Source organism: Bacteroides sp. AN502(2024) (assembly GCF_041227145.1).
In the GTDB taxonomy this organism is placed as follows: Bacteria; Bacteroidota; Bacteroidia; order Bacteroidales; family Bacteroidaceae; genus Bacteroides.
On the sequence record NZ_JBGFSP010000003.1, the window covers coordinates 2618270 to 2634729 of the forward strand.

A 16460-nucleotide genomic window follows, 5' to 3' on the forward strand; every position below is an offset into this window, starting at 1 on the left:
ATAAAATTGATAAAGCAGATCATTTACTCATCAGTGACTATTTATCAGTGTCCTATCCGAATAAAGCCCTGAACGCCTCTTCCACCTTTCTCACCGGTACTAACTCTATCTTCAGTTTCTTAGTGTCAATCCCTTGCAAGTTATATTTGGGCAACAGGAACCGTTTAAAACCTAACTTTTCAGCTTCACCGATACGCTGTTCGATTCGATTCACGGGGCGTATTTCTCCCGACAGGCCGATTTCTCCCGCCATGCAAACTTCCGGTTCAATGGCTGCATCCATATTGGAAGAAAGGATTGCACTGATAACCGGCAAGTCGATGGCCGGATCATTCACTTTCAATCCTCCGGCAATATTCAGGAACACATCTTTCTGTGCCAACTTAAATCCCACACGCTTTTCGAGAACAGCCAGCAGCATATTCATTCTTCTCAAATCGAAACCGGTTGCCGAACGTTGCGGATTGCCATAGACAGCAGAACTGACTAAAGCCTGTGTCTCAATCAAGAACGGGCGAATCCCTTCAATGGCGGAAGCAATGGCTACCCCGCTCATCCCTTCATGATCCTGACTTAGCAAAAGTTCGGAAGGATTACTCACTTGACGCAACCCATCCTGACGCATTTCATAAATACCTAATTCTGCCGTACTACCGAAACGATTCTTGATACTGCGTAGAATACGATACATATAATGTTGGTCACCTTCAAATTGGAGGACAGTATCTACGATATGTTCCAGCACTTTAGGCCCTGCAATACTTCCTTCCTTATTAATATGTCCGATCAGCAATACAGGCGTATGCGTTTCTTTCGCAAAACGAAGAATAGACGCCGAACACTCTCTGACTTGTGCTATACTTCCGGGAGACGATTCGATACTCTCGGTGGAAATAGTCTGTATAGAGTCGATAATCACTAAATCGGGATTCGTATTCTTGATATGCACATAAATCTGTTCGAGTGAAGTCTCGCAAACGATTAGGCAATCGCTGGAAGTGCTAGAGAGACGGTCGGCACGAAGTTTCAACTGTCGTGCACTCTCTTCACCGGATACATAAAGAATTTTCTTTTCCGGCATGTGCAGTACGGTCTGCATGACGAGCGTCGATTTACCGATTCCCGGTTCACCGCCTATCAGGACCAGAGAGCCCTGTACGAGTCCGCCTCCCAATACACGATTCAGCTCATCATCGTGCATATTGATGCGTGGTTCGTCATCCGTTTCTATATCGCTAAGTGCCAGTGGCTTGGGCTTCTGCGTTTCAATGCCTGATATCGGACGGCGGTTGGTAGGTTCTTTCCGTACGATTTCTTCAACATACGTATTCCATTCTCCACACGACGGACATTTACCCACCCATTTGGGTAAATCTTGTCCGCAATTACTGCATACATATACGGTTTTCTCTTTTGCCATTGAAATTTCTTTCTTCTTGTAGGGTGCAAAAATAGGCATAATTTATTAGAAAGGAGTTATCTTTGCCTAATATAAATAGATGAAGCCTACAGGGTTATCTCTCCTGCTATCGAACGGTTCATCCAGTTGCGCACCTCATCCGGAGTATATCCATGCCCCAGTAAGAACATTAATTTGGCGACTGCCGATTCCGTGGTACTGTCATATCCGGAGACAACTCCTGCCTGCAACAACTGGTATCCCGTTTCATAACGTTCCATTTCTACCATTCCCGCACTGCATTGTGTTACGTTGACAATCACAATTCCACGCTCGCTGGCCTGACAGAGCCGGCGTATAAACCATTCTTTTCGGGGAGCATTCCCCGAGCCGTATGTTTCGAGTACAACCGCCTTTAATCCTTCAATCCCCAGAATGGTAGCAATTACATTTTCTTGGATGCCCGGAAAGAGCTTCAGTACCACTACATGGGTATCCAGCAAATAGTGTGGTTTCAATTCCCGCTTTTCCCCATTTTCGTGAATCTGCACATTATTATATTTGATATGGATTCCCGCTTCCGCCAATACCGGATAATTGAAGGAACGGAACGCATTGAAATTTTCCGCATTCATCTTTGTCGTACGGTTTCCTCGCATCAGATGATTTTCAAAGAAGATGCATACTTCCGGCACCAATGCCCTTCCTTCCTTGTTTTGTGCGATAGCAATCTCGATACTAGTCATCAGATTCTCCTTTCCGTCGGTACGGAGTACGCCGATGGGAAGCTGTGAGCCTGTGAGGATAACAGGTTTATCCAGTCCTTCCAGCATAAAACTGAGTGCGGAAGCGGTATAAGCCATCGTGTCCGTTCCGTGTAGGATGACGAAGCCACGGTAATGATTGTAGTTGTCATGAATAATGCGTACCAGCTTTCGCCACATATCCGGTTCCATGTCCGACGAATCCATCGGAGGATCAAACTGATAGGTGTCAATCGGGAAATTGAATTTTTGCAGTTCGGGGATATACTTTTGCAGTTGCTCGAAGTTAAAGTTCTCCAGAGCACCTGTCACGGCATTCTCAATCATACCAATTGTTCCACCGGTGTATATTAACAATACGGAAGTATTTAATGGGCTCATAAGCTGATTTTGTGCGATTGTTTTCGCAAATATAAGAATAGATTTGATAAATAAGTAACAATATGTCATAAAAGTGAAGGTGAATGACCGAATAAAGAGAAAGCGTAAGATACTTTTTATCAGAAAAAAACCGAAAAAAGTGATAGATTGAATGTTTTTATTATTACTTTTGCGACACTTATCAAAAACAAGAGTAGAAACAAGAACTATGATGAAGTACTATCCGCATACAGTCACATCCATGTGTACCATGACCCTTAGGGGTTGAGGGATAGTTTTTGTGTATCTACGTGATTCACGCCTGTATAAGCAGGCAAAATTCAAATTCAATATTATTCGTAAACAACCAATCGTTCTGTAAGAAGCAAACTGCAGGACATTGTATTTAAATAAGTATCTTCATGAAAGTAATGAAATTCGGCGGAACATCCGTAGGTTCCGTGAACAGCATTTTAAGCGTAAAGAGAATTGTAGAGTCGGCGAATGAGCCGGTAATCGTAGTTGTTTCCGCATTGGGAGGCATCACTGACAAATTGATAAATACATCAAAGATGGCGGCAGTAGGAGATTCGGCCTATGAGGGCGAGTTCCGCGAAATCGTCGGTCGTCATGTGGAGATGATTAAGGAGGTGATTCCTGCCGGAGAGAAGCAGGTTTCGTTGCAACGTCAGGTTGGCGAGTTGCTGAATGAATTGAAGGACATCTTTCAGGGAATTTACCTGATTAAAGACCTTTCCCCGAAGACTTCGGATACAATCGTCAGCTATGGTGAACGCCTTTCATCGCTCATCGTCACCGAACTGATTGAGGGAGCAAAATGGTTCGATTCGCGCACTTTCATCAAGACGGAAAGAAAACATAGCAAGCACACGCTGGATACGGAATTGACTAATAAACTGGTGAAAGAGGTTTTCCGGTCTATTCCTAAAGTGGCACTGGTGCCGGGATTCATCTCTTCGGATAAAACAACGGGAGATGTGACGAACCTCGGACGTGGTGGATCGGACTATACAGCTGCCATTATTGCTGCAGCGCTGGATGCGGCAAGCTTGGAAATCTGGACAGATGTAGACGGATTTATGACAGCTGATCCGCGTGTTATTTCGACTGCTTATACCATTACGGAATTGAGTTACGTAGAAGCGACCGAACTTTGTAATTTCGGTGCAAAGGTGGTTTATCCGCCGACTATCTATCCCGTATGTCACAAGAATATTCCTATTTTAATAAAGAATACATTCAACCCCGACGGAGTGGGAACGGTTATCAAACAAGAAGTTTCCAACCCGCAGAGTAAGGCCATCAAGGGCATTTCCTCCATTAACGATACAAGTCTGATTACAGTTCAGGGGCTCGGAATGGTAGGTGTGATCGGGGTAAACTACCGTATCTTTAAAGCATTGGCAAAGAACGGAATCAGCGTATTCCTTGTGTCGCAGGCTTCCTCGGAAAACAGTACTTCTATCGGTGTGCGTAATGCCGATGCCGACCTGGCTTGTGAAGTGCTGAACGAAGAATTTGCGAAAGAGATAGAGATGGGCGAGATTTCTCCAATTCTTGCGGAAAGCAATTTGGCTACAGTTGCTATCGTAGGCGAGAATATGAAACATACGCCGGGCATCGCGGGTAAACTTTTCGGTACACTGGGACGTAATGGTATCAATGTAATTGCTTGCGCACAAGGAGCTTCGGAAACGAATATCTCTTTTGTTGTCGATTTCAAATCCTTGCGTAAATCATTGAACGTAATCCACGACTCTTTCTTCCTCTCCGAATATCAGGTATTGAACCTCTTTATCTGTGGTGTCGGTACGGTAGGCGGTAGTCTGGTAGAACAAATTCGTTGCCAGCAACAGAAGCTGATGATGGAAAACGGACTGAAACTCCATGTGGTAGGTATCATTGATGCCTCCAAGGCAATGTTCAGCCGTGAAGGTTTCGACCTTGCCAACTTCCGCGAGGAACTGCTGGAAAAGGGTAAGGACAGCAACCTGCAAACCATTCGTGATGAGATTATCGGAATGAATATCTTTAATTCCGTATTTGTAGATTGTACGGCCAGTGCTGACATAGCATCGCTTTACAAGGATTTCCTACAGCACAATATCTCTGTGGTAGCTGCCAATAAGATTGCGGCTTCTTCCGCTTATGAAAACTACCGTGAACTGAAAACGATTGCCCGCCAACGGGGTGTGAAGTATCTGTTCGAAACAAACGTAGGTGCAGGTCTTCCGATCATCAATACAATTAATGACCTGATTCATAGCGGTGACAAGATTCTGAAGATTGAAGCGGTGCTTTCCGGTACGCTGAACTATATTTTTAATAAGATCAGTGCCGATATTCCTTTCAGCCGTACTGTCAGAATGGCACAGGAAGAACGTTACTCCGAACCGGATCCGCGTATCGACTTGAGCGGAAAAGATGTAATCCGCAAATTGGTGATTCTGGCACGTGAAGCCGGATACCGTCTGGAACAGGAAGATGTTGAAAAGAACCTCTTTGTTCCGAATGACTTCTTCGAAGGTTCTCTGGAAGATTTCTGGAAACGTGTTCCAAGTCTCGACGCAGACTTTGAAGCCCGCCGACAAGTCTTGGAGAAAGAGAATAAACACTGGCGTTTCGTTGCCAAACTGGAGAACGGAAAAGCCTCTGTGGGCTTACAGGAAGTAGGTGCCAACCATCCGTTCTACGGACTGGAAGGTAGCAACAACATTATCCTGCTTACTACGGAACGCTATAAGGAATACCCGATGATGATTCAAGGATACGGTGCCGGTGCCGGAGTTACGGCTGCCGGAGTATTTGCCGATATCATGAGCATCGCAAATGTTTAGAGCCTTATGAAGCATATCATCATATTGGGAGATGGAATGGCCGATTGGCCGGTGAAGTCGTTAGGGGACAAGACGCTCCTGCAATATGCAAAGACGCCATCTATGGATAAGTTGGCTCGCATGGGGCGTAACGGGCGACTGATTACTGTGGCGGAGGGTTTCCATCCGGGTAGTGAGGTTGCCAATATGTCCGTGTTGGGATATGATCTGCCCAAAGTATACGAAGGTCGCGGACCACTGGAAGCTGCCAGTATCGGTGTGGAACTGAAACCGGATGAGATGGCAATGCGTTGTAACCTGATTTGTGTGGAAGGAGAAGTACTGAAGAATCACTCCTCCGGGCATATATCTACGGAAGAAGCGGACATATTGATTCAATACCTGCAAGAGCAGCTAGGCAATGACCGCGTACGGTTCCACACAGGGGTTCAATACCGTCATCTATTGGTTATCAAGGAAGGAAATAAAGAACTGGAATGTACACCTCCGCATGATGTACCTTTAACCCCTTTCCGTCCATTGATGGTGAAACCATTGGTTCCGGAAGCGCAAGGGACGGCAGATCTGATTAACGACCTGATTCTGAAATCACAGGAACTGCTGAAAAATCATCCGTTGAACCTGAAACGTATGGCAGAAGGTAAAGATCCTGCGAACAGTATTTGGCCTTGGAGTCCCGGTTATCGTCCACAGATGCCTGCTTTCTCCGAGACTTTCCCGCAGGTAAAGAAAGGGGCAGTCATTTCGGCTGTCGATCTGATAAACGGAATCGGCTACTATGCTGGCTTACGTCGCATCGCAGTGGAGGGAGCCACCGGACTTTATAATACAAACTACGAAAATAAAGTGGCCGCTGCCTTGGAAGCGTTGAAGACGGATGATTTTGTCTATCTGCATATCGAAGCCAGTGATGAGGCCGGACACGAGGGAGATATCGACTTGAAACTTCTCACTATCGAGAATCTTGATAAACGTGTTGTAGGTCCTATCTACGAAGCGGTGAAAGATTGGGAGGAACCGGTAGCCATCGCCGTATTGCCCGATCATCCTACTCCCTGTGAGCTTCGCACGCATACATCCGATCCCGTTCCGTTTCTTATCTGGTATCCGGGTATCGAGCCGGACGAAGTGCAGACGTATGATGAAGTGGCTGCTTGCAACGGTAGTTACGGACTTCTGAAAGAAGACGAGTTTATAAAAGAATTCATGAAATAAGTACCACAGATTATGAAATATTATAGTACAAATAAACAAACACCTGTTGCCTCACTGCAGGAAGCGGTAGTAAAAGGGCTCGCTGCCGACAAGGGGCTGTTTATGCCTATGTTTATCAGACCTCTTCCACAGGAATTTTACGATACGATTGATCGTTTGTCTTTTCAGGAAATAGCTTATCGTGTAGCCGATACTTTTTTTGGTGAGGATATCCCTGCCGATACGCTGAAACAGATTGTATATGATACCTTAAGCTTCGACGTCCCTTTGGTTAAGGTGGCAGATAACATCTACTCGCTTGAACTTTTTCACGGGCCGACGTTAGCATTTAAAGATGTAGGCGGTCGTTTCATGGCGCGTCTTTTGGGATACTTCATTAAGAAAGATGGACAGAAGAGTGTCAATGTATTGGTAGCTACTTCCGGTGATACGGGCAGTGCTGTTGCCAACGGCTTCTTGGGTGTGGAAGGTATTCATGTGTATGTGCTTTATCCGAAAGGGAAAGTGAGTGAAATACAGGAGAAGCAATTCACTACGCTCGGACAGAATATCACTGCGCTCGAGGTGGACGGAACGTTTGATGATTGCCAGGCATTGGTAAAAGCTGCTTTCATGGATAAAGAATTGAATGAACACCTTTCATTGACCTCTGCCAACTCTATCAACGTAGCCCGTTTCCTGCCGCAGGCTTTCTATTATTTCTATGCTTATGCACAGTTGAAACGTGTCGGAAAAGCTGATAATGCTGTGATCTGTGTGCCTAGTGGAAATTTCGGAAATATCACCGCCGGATTGTTTGGTAAGAAGATGGGTTTACCCGTGAAGCGTTTCATTGCTGCCAATAACCGCAATGATATTTTCTATCAATATCTGCAGACAGGTAAGTACAATCCCCGTCCGTCTATCGCAACGATTGCTAATGCCATGGACGTGGGAAATCCCAGTAACTTTGCTCGTGTGCTTGATTTGTACAACGGTTCACATGCTGCTATCTCTGCTGAGATTTCAGGAGCGACTTATACCGATGAGCAAATCCGCGAAACGGTGAAAGAAACTTGGGAAAAACATCATTATCTCCTTGATCCTCATGGCGCTTGTGGGTATCGTGCGTTGGTAGAAGGCTTGAAAGAGGGAGAAACAGGGATATTCCTTGAAACGGCTCATCCTGCCAAGTTCCTCGAAACAGTGGAAAACATTATCGGAGAAGCGGTAGAAATCCCTGCCAAATTGCAGGAATTTATGAAAGGCGAGAAGAAAAGTTGGCAAATGACAAAAGATTTTGCGGACTTCAAGAAGTTCTTGTTGGAGCTTTAATCCTCTTCTTCTGATGAATGAATTTGTGCCACCGCATTGGCACGGTTGTGCCATCGCAGTGGCACAGTTGTGCCATCGCAGTGGCACAGTTGTGCCAATACGGTGGCACAGTCGTGACAATAGGGAATATAAACCTGACATTGCCATATCTTTTATATAGAAGCTAGGAATACTAAATATTCTCCCGTACAATGAACTGTAAACTCATTAGCTGTTGCTTCATTGAGCGTTCCTTGCCACCAATTCGTAAAATCACTAAGAGGATAAACCAGTCCCTCTCCTTGTAATCCTTTAGCTCCGAAATTGAAAATAGAAACTTGCTGTCCCGGATGAGAGGCGAAAATCTGCGTGTCTTTGGCGGGAATAAATGTGCCATAGTCGGTAATGGTACGTATCTCGATACCATCTTTCATGTAGTCGATAAGCAGACTGATGTTTCCTAATGTATGATCTTCCCGTTTACCGGTGGCTCCGATGATGGCAATTTTTCGGAATCCTTTCTTTTGCAGGAAATGGACGGCTTTGGTTTGGTCGTTCGTTTCTTGGTCCGCTATCTGATGTACAATAGGGGAGAAAAGGTCTTTATATTCAGGTGAAAGAGAATCTCCGTCACCGATAATTACATTGGGAGTATGCCCACGCAGGATATATTCGTTGGCTGCCCCGTCACAACAGACTACAAATTCTGCATTTTCCAGCATTTGCAGGGGAAGAGGGTGGTTGGGATATTCGCCATTGGCCAGTATCACGGCTTCGGGAGTATAGTGTTCGTTTTTCATTGTATACTCATTAATTTTTTCCATTTAAAGTAGCCAAAGATAGCTATAATGGAGTAAAGTCCGTACAAAGCAGAAGTAAAATAAAGGTCTTTATAGATATAAAGTCCACAGCAGACAATGTCCACCAGAATCCAGGCAAACCATTGTTCGATGTATTTGCGTGCCAGCATCCATATGCCGACAATACTTAATGCAGTGGTAAAGCTGTCCAGCCAGGGAACATTGCTATCCGTATATTCTATCAGTATCCATGCAATGCCGAGGAAAGAAACGACGAATGCCAGAAAAAGAGGTAAGTAACATTTCCCCGGAGTGTGTATGATAGGAAGGGCTTTAGGCTTTCCCCCTCCCCACATCCAGAAGAACCAGCCGTAGATGGCAGCTGCCAGGTAGTAGATATTGATGCCAAAGTCAGCATATAATCCGGCTTTGTAATATACGAAGATGTAGATGGCAGGCATCACAATACCTGTTATCCAAAGGTAGATACTTGCCCGGTATTCTAACCAGAGGTAGACCAGTCCGATAATCGTACCGAATATTTCCAGAAATTTCAATTCCATAATTGGGTGTGATTAAAAGCGGAAAGAGACATGTCCTATAACGTTTGTTCCAGCTTGCGCAGCATATCCGGCATAGTTCCCCCGATTCTCCAGTGTATCGGTGTAGTCGCTCGATGCCCAGCCGTTGTTTTCATATTTTTCATTAAACAGATTGTACACAGTGAATCCTACCGTGACTTCTTTCAGTACTTTTTGGGGACGGAAGCTGTATGCCAGATTGAGGTTACTGACAAAATATTTATCAAGAGTCAGTTCTTCAACTTCTGCGTTTGTCATATACTGTTTGCTTACGAACTGTGATTGCAGGGCGGTTTCGAATCCCTTAAATTTGAATGAGAAACGATTGTTAAATAGGAAGTCCGGTGAGAAAGCAATGTGAGTCTCTTTATGCTTTATCTGAATAGTCGGGAGAGAAGTCTGGCTATCATCGTTATGATAGTGGTAACCCGGCAGGTTCTCTACGAAATTTTGGATACGGTTTTTGCTCCATGTAGCGTTGATGTCCCATTGAAACCATTTGCACGGTTTGATTCCCAGCATGATTTCGATTCCCATGCGATAACTGTTAGGCACATTTTCGGTCAGTGCCTCACCGATATCGTTTAAAGCTCCGGTCAGCACCAGTTGGTCGGTATAGTCCATGTAGTAGAAGTTTGCACCTGCTGTCAACCATTGGTTGGCGAAGGTATATCCCGCTTCATAGTCGAGCAGCTTTTCTGCTTGGGGATACGAGTCTGGATCACCATCCGTATAATTGTTTCTCGTCGGCTCTTTTTGAGCTACTGAGAAAGACGCATAGACACGATGGCTGGAAGTAATGTTCCAGTTTAATCCTACTTTCGGATTAAAGAAATCGAATTTTTTGTCTACTGCCAGTGGACGCAGTGCATTCTTGCTCCAGTCATATTTATCATTGTTTCCGTTGATGGTATAGTTGATGTGGCGATACTGGAGATCGGCATAAGCACTTAGTCCTTTAGTGAGATCGTAATTTGCTTTCAGATAAATATTTCCATCGGTCTTCTTGGATTTGTTGCGATAGTATTCATGGTCGGGCGATAGAGTGCCTACGTAGTTTTTCACCCAGGGGACTCTTCCGAAGTTATTGCCCCGGTATTGATTTAATCCGCCGCCCAGAGATGCATTTAGCCTGTCGGTGGTGAAATTGAGAGAAAAAATACCACCGCCAAATTTGTTATCCATCTTCTTTTGACGGACCAGGTCAATTTTAGCTATTTCGGTGCCATCTATTGTAAATGGCTTTAAGCCATATTCGATCAGGTATCTGCCGCCTTTGTACTCTTCGTAATAACCATCACCTTTAGTATAATGTAAGGCAACGTTTAGATTCCAGGCCGTTGAGAAAGTGTGGTTGAAGAGAAGCTGATAATTCTTTTGCAGGTAATTATCCGTTTGATCATCGTAATAATGTTTGTTGCCGTTGGCGTCGGTGTACATTTCCCCGCAAGGATTGTAGCGTCTGCCAAATTTTTCCATTTCTTCTTTGGTTGCATATCCCCAAGCATGATATGTCTTTTCTTTTCCGGCAAATGCAATCAGTTTCATAGAGGTGTTTCCTGCAAAATAACCTCCTTGCAGGTAGTAAGAGTTCAAGTTCACCGAAGCACGGTCTATGTATCCGTCCGTACCGATATGGGAAAGGCGGGCGTCAAACGTCCAGTGGTTATTGAGTAAGCCGGTTCCCACTTTTACTGTTTCCTTGTGCGTGTTGAACGAACCGTATGAAGCATTGAATTCGGCGTATGGTTTCATAGATGCACCTTCGGTTTGCATATTGACGCTAGCTCCGAAAGCACCTGCTCCATTTGTTGATGTACCTGCTCCGCGCTGCACCTGCATATCTTTTACGGAAGAAGAAAAGTCGGGCATATTGACCCAGAACAGGTTATGGCTTTCGGCATCGTTCATCGGTATGCCGTTTACAGTGATATTGATTCGTGTGCCATCGGTGCCACGTACGCGAAGTGTCGTATAGCCGATACCGGCTCCTGCATCCGATGTGGTCAGTGTGGAAGGAGTCATACTCAGCAGATAGGGAATATCCTGTCCGAAGTTTACCTTTTTGAGTGCTGTTTTGTCTATATTGGTGAATGCCACGGGAGTTTTGGCTGTGGCACGTGTGGATACTACCTGCACCTCTTGCAGGTTCACTACTCTCATACTATCCTTTGCACTCGTTTGTGCATGGACAGTGATGCCTGCGCCTGATAAGGCGACGGCCATCCATACAATTCTTTTCATTTTGCTTACTAATTAGTTCTCTACGCCGGCATTACCCGGATCAGATTCTATGGGTATGTTCTCAGCCCGTCATGTTAAGGCACCCCTACCAGTGAATCGGCTGCAAAAATACGGCTTTTAAAGGAGGAAAGCAAAAAAAAACTTTTATATTTACTAAAAACAATCTAACTTTGTAGATTGTTGAAATGGCAATACATCTGTTTATTCATTTAATATATAATTTAATTATGCTACTCTTACTTCAAGCAACACAAGCTGCGGATTCTGTGCAAGTGGCCGCAGATAATTTAATGAAAGAAGCGATTGCTAACGCTGACGGGTTGGACAAACTTTCGCTGATTACTCAACAACTCGTGGATTTCGGAATCCGTGCCGGAGAACGTATTCTGGTTGCAGTTCTTGTTTTTGTAGTCGGACGTTTCCTGATCTCTCTGATCAATAAGTTCATAAGACGCCTGATGGATAAACGAAAAGTGGATGTAAGTATCAAAACTTTCGTCAAAAGTCTGGTGAACATTTTGCTGACCATTCTTTTAATCATTTCTGTTGTCGGTGCTCTGGGAGTTGAAACCACTTCGTTTGCGGCTTTATTGGCTTCTGCCGGTGTGGCTGTCGGTATGGCTTTGTCCGGTAATCTGCAGAACTTTGCCGGTGGATTGGTTATTCTATTGTTCAAACCTTACAAAGTAGGTGATTGGATTGAAAGCCAGGGAGTGTCCGGAACAGTAAAAGAAATTCAGATTTTTCACACGATTCTGTCTACTGCGGATAATAAAGTGATTTATGTGCCGAATGGTGCTATGAGTAGTGGGGTGGTGACAAACTACAATGCGCAGGTTACCCGTCGTGTAGAATGGGTTGTCGGCATTGAGTATGGAGAAGATTATGAAAAGGTACAGGAAATTGTTTATGATATTCTTGTCGCTGATAAACGTATCCTGAATGAGCCTGCTCCATTTGTAGCTCTTCATGCGCTGGATGCCAGCAGTGTGAATGTGGTGGCACGTGTGTGGGTAAATAGCGGAGATTACTGGGATGTTTATTTCGATATAAATAAAGCGATTTACGAAACCTTCAATGAAAAAGGTATCAACTTCCCTTTCCCACAGCTTACTGTTCATCAGGGAAATTGATTGTTATATCTCTGATAATTCTAAAGAACGAGGGAGTTTCATGTTAAGTGAGGCTCCCTCGTTTTTTGAAAACTTGTCCGGTGTGAATGAAATGAATCAGTTTTTGTTGCGGTGTATTAAATCTTTTCCATGACTGCATGTTAGATTTTGGCAAGTGCCTGATCCAAATCCGCAATCAGGTCATCAATATGTTCCGTTCCAATCGATAAGCGTACAGTGCCCGGATAAATCTCCTGTTCGTCCAGTTCCTGTGCATTGAGCTGTGAATGAGTGGTACTTGCCGGGTGGATTACCAATGATTTCACATCGGCAACATTAGCTAGCAGAGAGAATATCTCCAGACTGTCGATGAAGCGATGTGCTTCTTCTTGTCCGCCTTTGACTTCGAAAGTGAAAATCGAACCGGCACCGTTCGGGAAATAACGCTGATACAGCGCATGATCGGGATGATCGGATAATGATGGATGGTTCACTTTCTTCACTTTCGGGTGATTGTTTAAGAAATTCACGACTTTCAATGCATTTTCTACATGACGTTCTACGCGTAAGGAAAGAGTTTCCAATCCTTGTAACAGGATAAAAGCATTGAATGGACTGATGGTGGCACCTGTGTCGCGCAGCAAAATAGCTCGGATGCGGATGGCATAGGCAGCCGGACCGGCAGCATCAACAAAACGTACTCCGTGATAGCTTGGATCGGGTTCGGTCAGTTGTGGAAATTTGCCGGAAGCCACCCAGTCGAATTTGCCTGAATCTACAATGACTCCTCCTAATGAGGAACCGTGTCCGCCAATGAACTTTGTTGCGGAATGTACCACGATATCTGCCCCGTGTTCGATAGGACGGATTAAATACGGAGTACCGAATGTGTTGTCAATAATCAAAGGAATTTTGTGGCGATGAGCTATCTCAGCTACTGCCTCTATATCAATGATATTTGAGTTCGGATTTCCCAGCGTCTCGATAAATACGGCTTTCGTATTTTCCTGAATGGCTTTTTCAAAGTTCGATAAATCGCTTGGATCGACGAATGTTGTTGTGATGCCATAGCTGGGTAAGGTATGAGCCAGTAAGTTATAGCTTCCTCCATAAATCGTTTTGGCTGCTACAATATGATCGCCTGCACGAGTGATATTCTCGAAGGCATAAGTGATGGCAGCAGCACCCGAAGCAACTGCCAGTCCTGCTACTCCTCCTTCAAGAGCAGCTACGCGTTGTTCAAAAACTCCTTGAGTGGAGTTGGTCAGACGACCGTAAATGTTCCCCGGGTCCTGTAGGCCGAAACGTGCGGCTGCGTGAGCGGAGTTGTGAAATACATAAGAAGTAGTCTGGTAAATAGGTACTGCACGGGCGTCTGTTGCCGGATCTGCTTGTTCTTGTCCTACGTGAACTTGTAAAGTCTCGAAATGTAAATTCTTTGTTGCCATAGTCGTATATTTTTAAGTTTAGTATTTATTCTTTGTTTTCTTGCAAAGTTATGGGGCGCAGATATATCGAACAAGATGTGACTTAAATATAGAAAATAATACTATTTTTGTACCGTTATATAGAACTGAATAGTTACATCATTCCTAAAAATCACCTTTTAGAAGAATATTTTTCTTATGGATACTTTTGACAAACTGGATAGAGTCGATTTGCAAATACTCCGTACTTTGCAAGAAAATTCCCGATTGACGACGAAAGAGTTGGCGGCGCGGGTGAGTCTTTCTTCTACTCCTGTTTTTGAACGTCTTAAGCGGTTGGAGAGTGGGGGGTATATAAAGAAGTATATTGCCGTGTTGGATGCGGAAAAGCTGAATCAAGGATTTGTCGTATTTTGTAGTGTGAAGCTTAGACGACTGAACAGGGATATCGCAGCCGAGTTTACGCGGATTATACAGGATATTCCTGAGGTCACCGAATGTTATAACATATCAGGAAGTTATGATTATCTGTTGAAGATTCATGCTCCCAATATGAAATACTATCAGGAGTTTATTCTGAATGTGTTGGGGACGATTGATAGCTTGGGATCACTGGAAAGCACGTTTGTGATGGCTGAAGTGAAGCATCAATATGGGATACATATTTAATTCTTTGTGTAATGGTATGAGATTTATTCAGATACAGCGTTATCATTCTCCTTGTGGCGATTTGATGCTTGGCTCGTTTGAGGATCGACTTTGTCTTTGTGACTGGGCAGTTGAAAGTCATAGGGACATTATAGACAGGAGGTTGCGGAAAGGACTGAAAGCCTGTTACGAAGAAAGTACATCTGAGGTAATACAGGAAGCAATTCAGCAGTTGGATGAATATTTCAATGGCGAACGGACTGTGTTTGAGGTGCCTTTGCTCTTTGTTGGTACGGATTTTCAGAAAAGCGTATGGTATAAGTTGCTGGACATTCCGTATGGGGCGACTATATCGTATGGAGAATTGGCGAAACAGCTGGATATGCCGAAGGCTGTCCGTGCGGTTGCTGCTGCTAACGGTGCAAATGCTATTTCTATTTTTGCTCCGTGTCATCGTGTTATCGGCAGTAAACACACGCTTGTAGGTTATGCCGGTGGTCTTTCTACTAAAAAATGGTTGCTGGATTTGGAATTAAATGGCAAACCTCTGTTATGAATGAACAAAAAATGCTTGATGATGTACGTATTGCACAGTCAATGATTCTACCAGCCCATATTGCATATAACCAATCGATGTACTCATGTCTAAGTCTAAGCCCTCTAACAGAAAATTGTTTATTCATTGTTTCTATACTATCTCTTTGGACTAACCCGGCATTAGCAGGCTGAGTGCCATGACCGACAGCCTGCTACCAAACTGTAGATGGTATGGTGGCGCTTGCCGTATTCTTCAGCTGCGGTCAATAGCTTGTCGATGAGCAAGATCAACACGATGCCCCGAAAAAAGAGAGCGTGGCATGGTTATAACAGATTGGGGATTAGTACTTCAAAAGAGAGCAAAATGTTTTTTTGTTCAAAAACAAAGAGGCTGTCTAACAAGTCCTATTTTAACGATTTCACCCCTGCCAGAATATGCTTTGGCTGACTTCTAATTACTGAGACCTGTTGGACAGCCTCTTGATAGGATGAACTGTTGTTATTATGGGATGTTTCATACATCTGTTACTATGTTAAGTCTGGTAAATCAGTTTTTGGACGCTCAATATCGGTGCGTTCTTTTTTTATTCTAATTGTCTCTTTGTTTAAAGCCTCTTTGGGCAGAGCGGATTTCCTACTTTGCGTAACCCACGATTCCTCGCAGAGGAAAAGTCCGTTTACTCCTTGCACAAGCGTTATTTCGCCGTTACTGATGATGTTGGTGATACTCATATATTGATTGTTTTTAGTTGCTCTACCGAAATGGTGCGGTGTTTCACCTCCTGTACCAAGCGAAATGTTGCCTGACAAGACCTGCCGCATCTGCCCATGCAAACAATGGGTGTCGGGTCGAACAGAAGATGACTGACACGCTTCTTTTCTGAGTCGAATACGAAAGAAATTCGATTGTCCATAATTGTACAACCGCCTCCACAAGGGTTGCATTGTAAGCAGGAGGACGTGTGTATGTTTCTATTTGTTTTCATCTTTTAATTTTTACATCCATGAGACTTTTCCATCTTTCCTTGCTGTTTCCAGCAATGACTTGTATGTAAAGTCTTTCGTAGTTTGCATAGGTCAGAATACAGTTCTTCTTTTTACACTACAAAGTTCGTTATATATCTTTGGGGCTGCAATACCTTAAAAAGGGGATTTTTTGATTAGGAAATCCCCTTTTATAGTAGTTGGAAGAATTGAACTGTGGTACTCAAGATGTCAATTT

Annotated in this window: 14 protein-coding genes and 1 riboswitch; of the genes, 6 read left to right on the forward strand and 8 right to left on the reverse strand. The window is 44.1% G+C overall.

Annotated features, from left to right (window positions below; all coding sequences use genetic code 11):
• Positions 1-52 precede the first annotated feature (52 nt).
• Together radA and AB9N12_RS10070 are read right to left on the reverse strand one after the other, a co-directional pair.
• Entirely contained in the window at positions 53-1420 is a 1368-nt protein-coding gene (gene radA, locus AB9N12_RS10065) for a DNA repair protein RadA (protein WP_369891814.1), read from the reverse strand.
• Between the two features lie 86 nt (positions 1421-1506).
• A complete protein-coding gene (locus AB9N12_RS10070; protein ID WP_369891815.1) occupies positions 1507-2544 on the reverse strand; it encodes an asparaginase in 1038 nt (345 codons plus the stop codon).
• Positions 2545-2945: 401 nt separating this feature from the next.
• On the opposite strand from AB9N12_RS10070, the gene thrA reads away from it, so the two are divergent.
• From thrA to thrC, 3 genes are read left to right on the forward strand one after another with little or no spacing between them, the layout of a single operon-like run.
• Positions 2946-5381, forward strand: coding sequence for a bifunctional aspartate kinase/homoserine dehydrogenase I (gene thrA / locus AB9N12_RS10075; protein WP_369891817.1), 2436 nt, complete (start codon positions 2946-2948; stop codon positions 5379-5381).
• 6 nt (positions 5382-5387) lie between these two features.
• The gene (locus AB9N12_RS10080; RefSeq protein WP_369891819.1) at positions 5388-6596 is read left to right on the forward strand and encodes a cofactor-independent phosphoglycerate mutase; all 1209 of its coding nucleotides are present in this window, start codon (positions 5388-5390) and stop codon (positions 6594-6596) included.
• Positions 6597-6608: 12 nt separating this feature from the next.
• Complete coding sequence (gene thrC, locus AB9N12_RS10085; RefSeq protein WP_369891821.1) at positions 6609-7910, forward strand: threonine synthase; 1302 nt, start codon at positions 6609-6611, stop codon at positions 7908-7910.
• 152 nt (positions 7911-8062) lie between these two features.
• Here thrC and AB9N12_RS10090 read toward each other — a convergent pair whose 3' ends face one another.
• From AB9N12_RS10090 to AB9N12_RS10100, 3 genes are read right to left on the reverse strand one after another with little or no spacing between them, the layout of a single operon-like run.
• A complete protein-coding gene (locus tag AB9N12_RS10090) occupies positions 8063-8689 on the reverse strand; it encodes a thiamine diphosphokinase (RefSeq protein ID WP_369891823.1) in 627 nt (208 codons plus the stop codon).
• Positions 8686-9252, reverse strand: coding sequence for a nicotinamide riboside transporter PnuC (gene pnuC / locus AB9N12_RS10095; protein ID WP_369891826.1), 567 nt, complete (start codon positions 9250-9252; stop codon positions 8686-8688). Before pnuC ends, AB9N12_RS10090 begins: the two co-directional genes overlap by 4 nt.
• A gap of 12 nt (positions 9253-9264) precedes the next feature.
• Complete coding sequence (locus tag AB9N12_RS10100; protein ID WP_369891827.1) at positions 9265-11514, reverse strand: TonB-dependent receptor; 2250 nt, start codon at positions 11512-11514, stop codon at positions 9265-9267.
• A riboswitch (TPP riboswitch) is annotated at positions 11515-11611 on the reverse strand. It lies immediately after the preceding gene.
• Between the two features lie 130 nt (positions 11612-11741).
• Here AB9N12_RS10100 and AB9N12_RS10105 point away from each other — a divergent pair.
• Positions 11742-12647: a mechanosensitive ion channel family protein gene (locus tag AB9N12_RS10105; RefSeq protein ID WP_369891830.1), complete on the forward strand. Its 906-nt coding sequence runs from the start codon at positions 11742-11744 to the stop codon at positions 12645-12647.
• A 140-nt stretch (positions 12648-12787) separates the two neighbouring features.
• Here the strand turns inward: AB9N12_RS10105 and AB9N12_RS10110 are convergent, their stop codons facing one another.
• The gene (locus AB9N12_RS10110) at positions 12788-14074 is read right to left on the reverse strand and encodes an O-acetylhomoserine aminocarboxypropyltransferase/cysteine synthase family protein (RefSeq protein WP_369891833.1); all 1287 of its coding nucleotides are present in this window, start codon (positions 14072-14074) and stop codon (positions 12788-12790) included.
• Between the two features lie 177 nt (positions 14075-14251).
• On the opposite strand from AB9N12_RS10110, the gene AB9N12_RS10115 reads away from it, so the two are divergent.
• On the forward strand, positions 14252-14722 hold the full coding sequence (locus AB9N12_RS10115; protein ID WP_369891836.1) for an Lrp/AsnC family transcriptional regulator: 471 nt from the start codon (positions 14252-14254) through the stop codon (positions 14720-14722).
• A 16-nt stretch (positions 14723-14738) separates the two neighbouring features.
• On the forward strand, positions 14739-15257 hold the full coding sequence (locus AB9N12_RS10120) for a methylated-DNA--[protein]-cysteine S-methyltransferase (RefSeq protein WP_369891839.1): 519 nt from the start codon (positions 14739-14741) through the stop codon (positions 15255-15257).
• A 509-nt stretch (positions 15258-15766) separates the two neighbouring features.
• Here the strand turns inward: AB9N12_RS10120 and AB9N12_RS10125 are convergent.
• Positions 15767-15970, reverse strand: a complete 204-nt coding sequence (locus AB9N12_RS10125) for a hypothetical protein (protein ID WP_369891842.1) — start codon at positions 15968-15970, stop codon at positions 15767-15769.
• Positions 15967-16224: a hypothetical protein gene (locus AB9N12_RS10130; RefSeq protein WP_369891845.1), complete on the reverse strand. Its 258-nt coding sequence runs from the start codon at positions 16222-16224 to the stop codon at positions 15967-15969. Before AB9N12_RS10130 ends, AB9N12_RS10125 begins: the two co-directional genes overlap by 4 nt.
• Positions 16225-16460: the final 236 nt, after the last annotated feature.

What these genes read in the sequence shown, in the direction of transcription:
- radA (WP_369891814.1), bottom strand. Translation starts at nt 1,420, where the DNA reads ATGGCAAAAGAGAAAACCGTATATGTATGCAGTAATTGCGGACAAGAT.
- AB9N12_RS10070 (WP_369891815.1), bottom strand. Translation starts at nt 2,544, where the DNA reads ATGAGCCCATTAAATACTTCCGTATTGTTAATATACACCGGTGGAACA.
- thrA (WP_369891817.1), top strand. Translation starts at nt 2,946, where the DNA reads ATGAAAGTAATGAAATTCGGCGGAACATCCGTAGGTTCCGTGAACAGC.
- AB9N12_RS10080 (WP_369891819.1), top strand. Translation starts at nt 5,388, where the DNA reads ATGAAGCATATCATCATATTGGGAGATGGAATGGCCGATTGGCCGGTG.
- thrC (WP_369891821.1), top strand. Translation starts at nt 6,609, where the DNA reads ATGAAATATTATAGTACAAATAAACAAACACCTGTTGCCTCACTGCAG.
- AB9N12_RS10090 (WP_369891823.1), bottom strand. Translation starts at nt 8,689, where the DNA reads ATGAAAAACGAACACTATACTCCCGAAGCCGTGATACTGGCCAATGGC.
- pnuC (WP_369891826.1), bottom strand. Translation starts at nt 9,252, where the DNA reads ATGGAATTGAAATTTCTGGAAATATTCGGTACGATTATCGGACTGGTC.
- AB9N12_RS10100 (WP_369891827.1), bottom strand. Translation starts at nt 11,514, where the DNA reads ATGAAAAGAATTGTATGGATGGCCGTCGCCTTATCAGGCGCAGGCATC.
- AB9N12_RS10105 (WP_369891830.1), top strand. Translation starts at nt 11,742, where the DNA reads ATGCTACTCTTACTTCAAGCAACACAAGCTGCGGATTCTGTGCAAGTG.
- AB9N12_RS10110 (WP_369891833.1), bottom strand. Translation starts at nt 14,074, where the DNA reads ATGGCAACAAAGAATTTACATTTCGAGACTTTACAAGTTCACGTAGGA.
- AB9N12_RS10115 (WP_369891836.1), top strand. Translation starts at nt 14,252, where the DNA reads ATGGATACTTTTGACAAACTGGATAGAGTCGATTTGCAAATACTCCGT.
- AB9N12_RS10120 (WP_369891839.1), top strand. Translation starts at nt 14,739, where the DNA reads ATGAGATTTATTCAGATACAGCGTTATCATTCTCCTTGTGGCGATTTG.
- AB9N12_RS10125 (WP_369891842.1), bottom strand. Translation starts at nt 15,970, where the DNA reads ATGAGTATCACCAACATCATCAGTAACGGCGAAATAACGCTTGTGCAA.
- AB9N12_RS10130 (WP_369891845.1), bottom strand. Translation starts at nt 16,224, where the DNA reads ATGAAAACAAATAGAAACATACACACGTCCTCCTGCTTACAATGCAAC.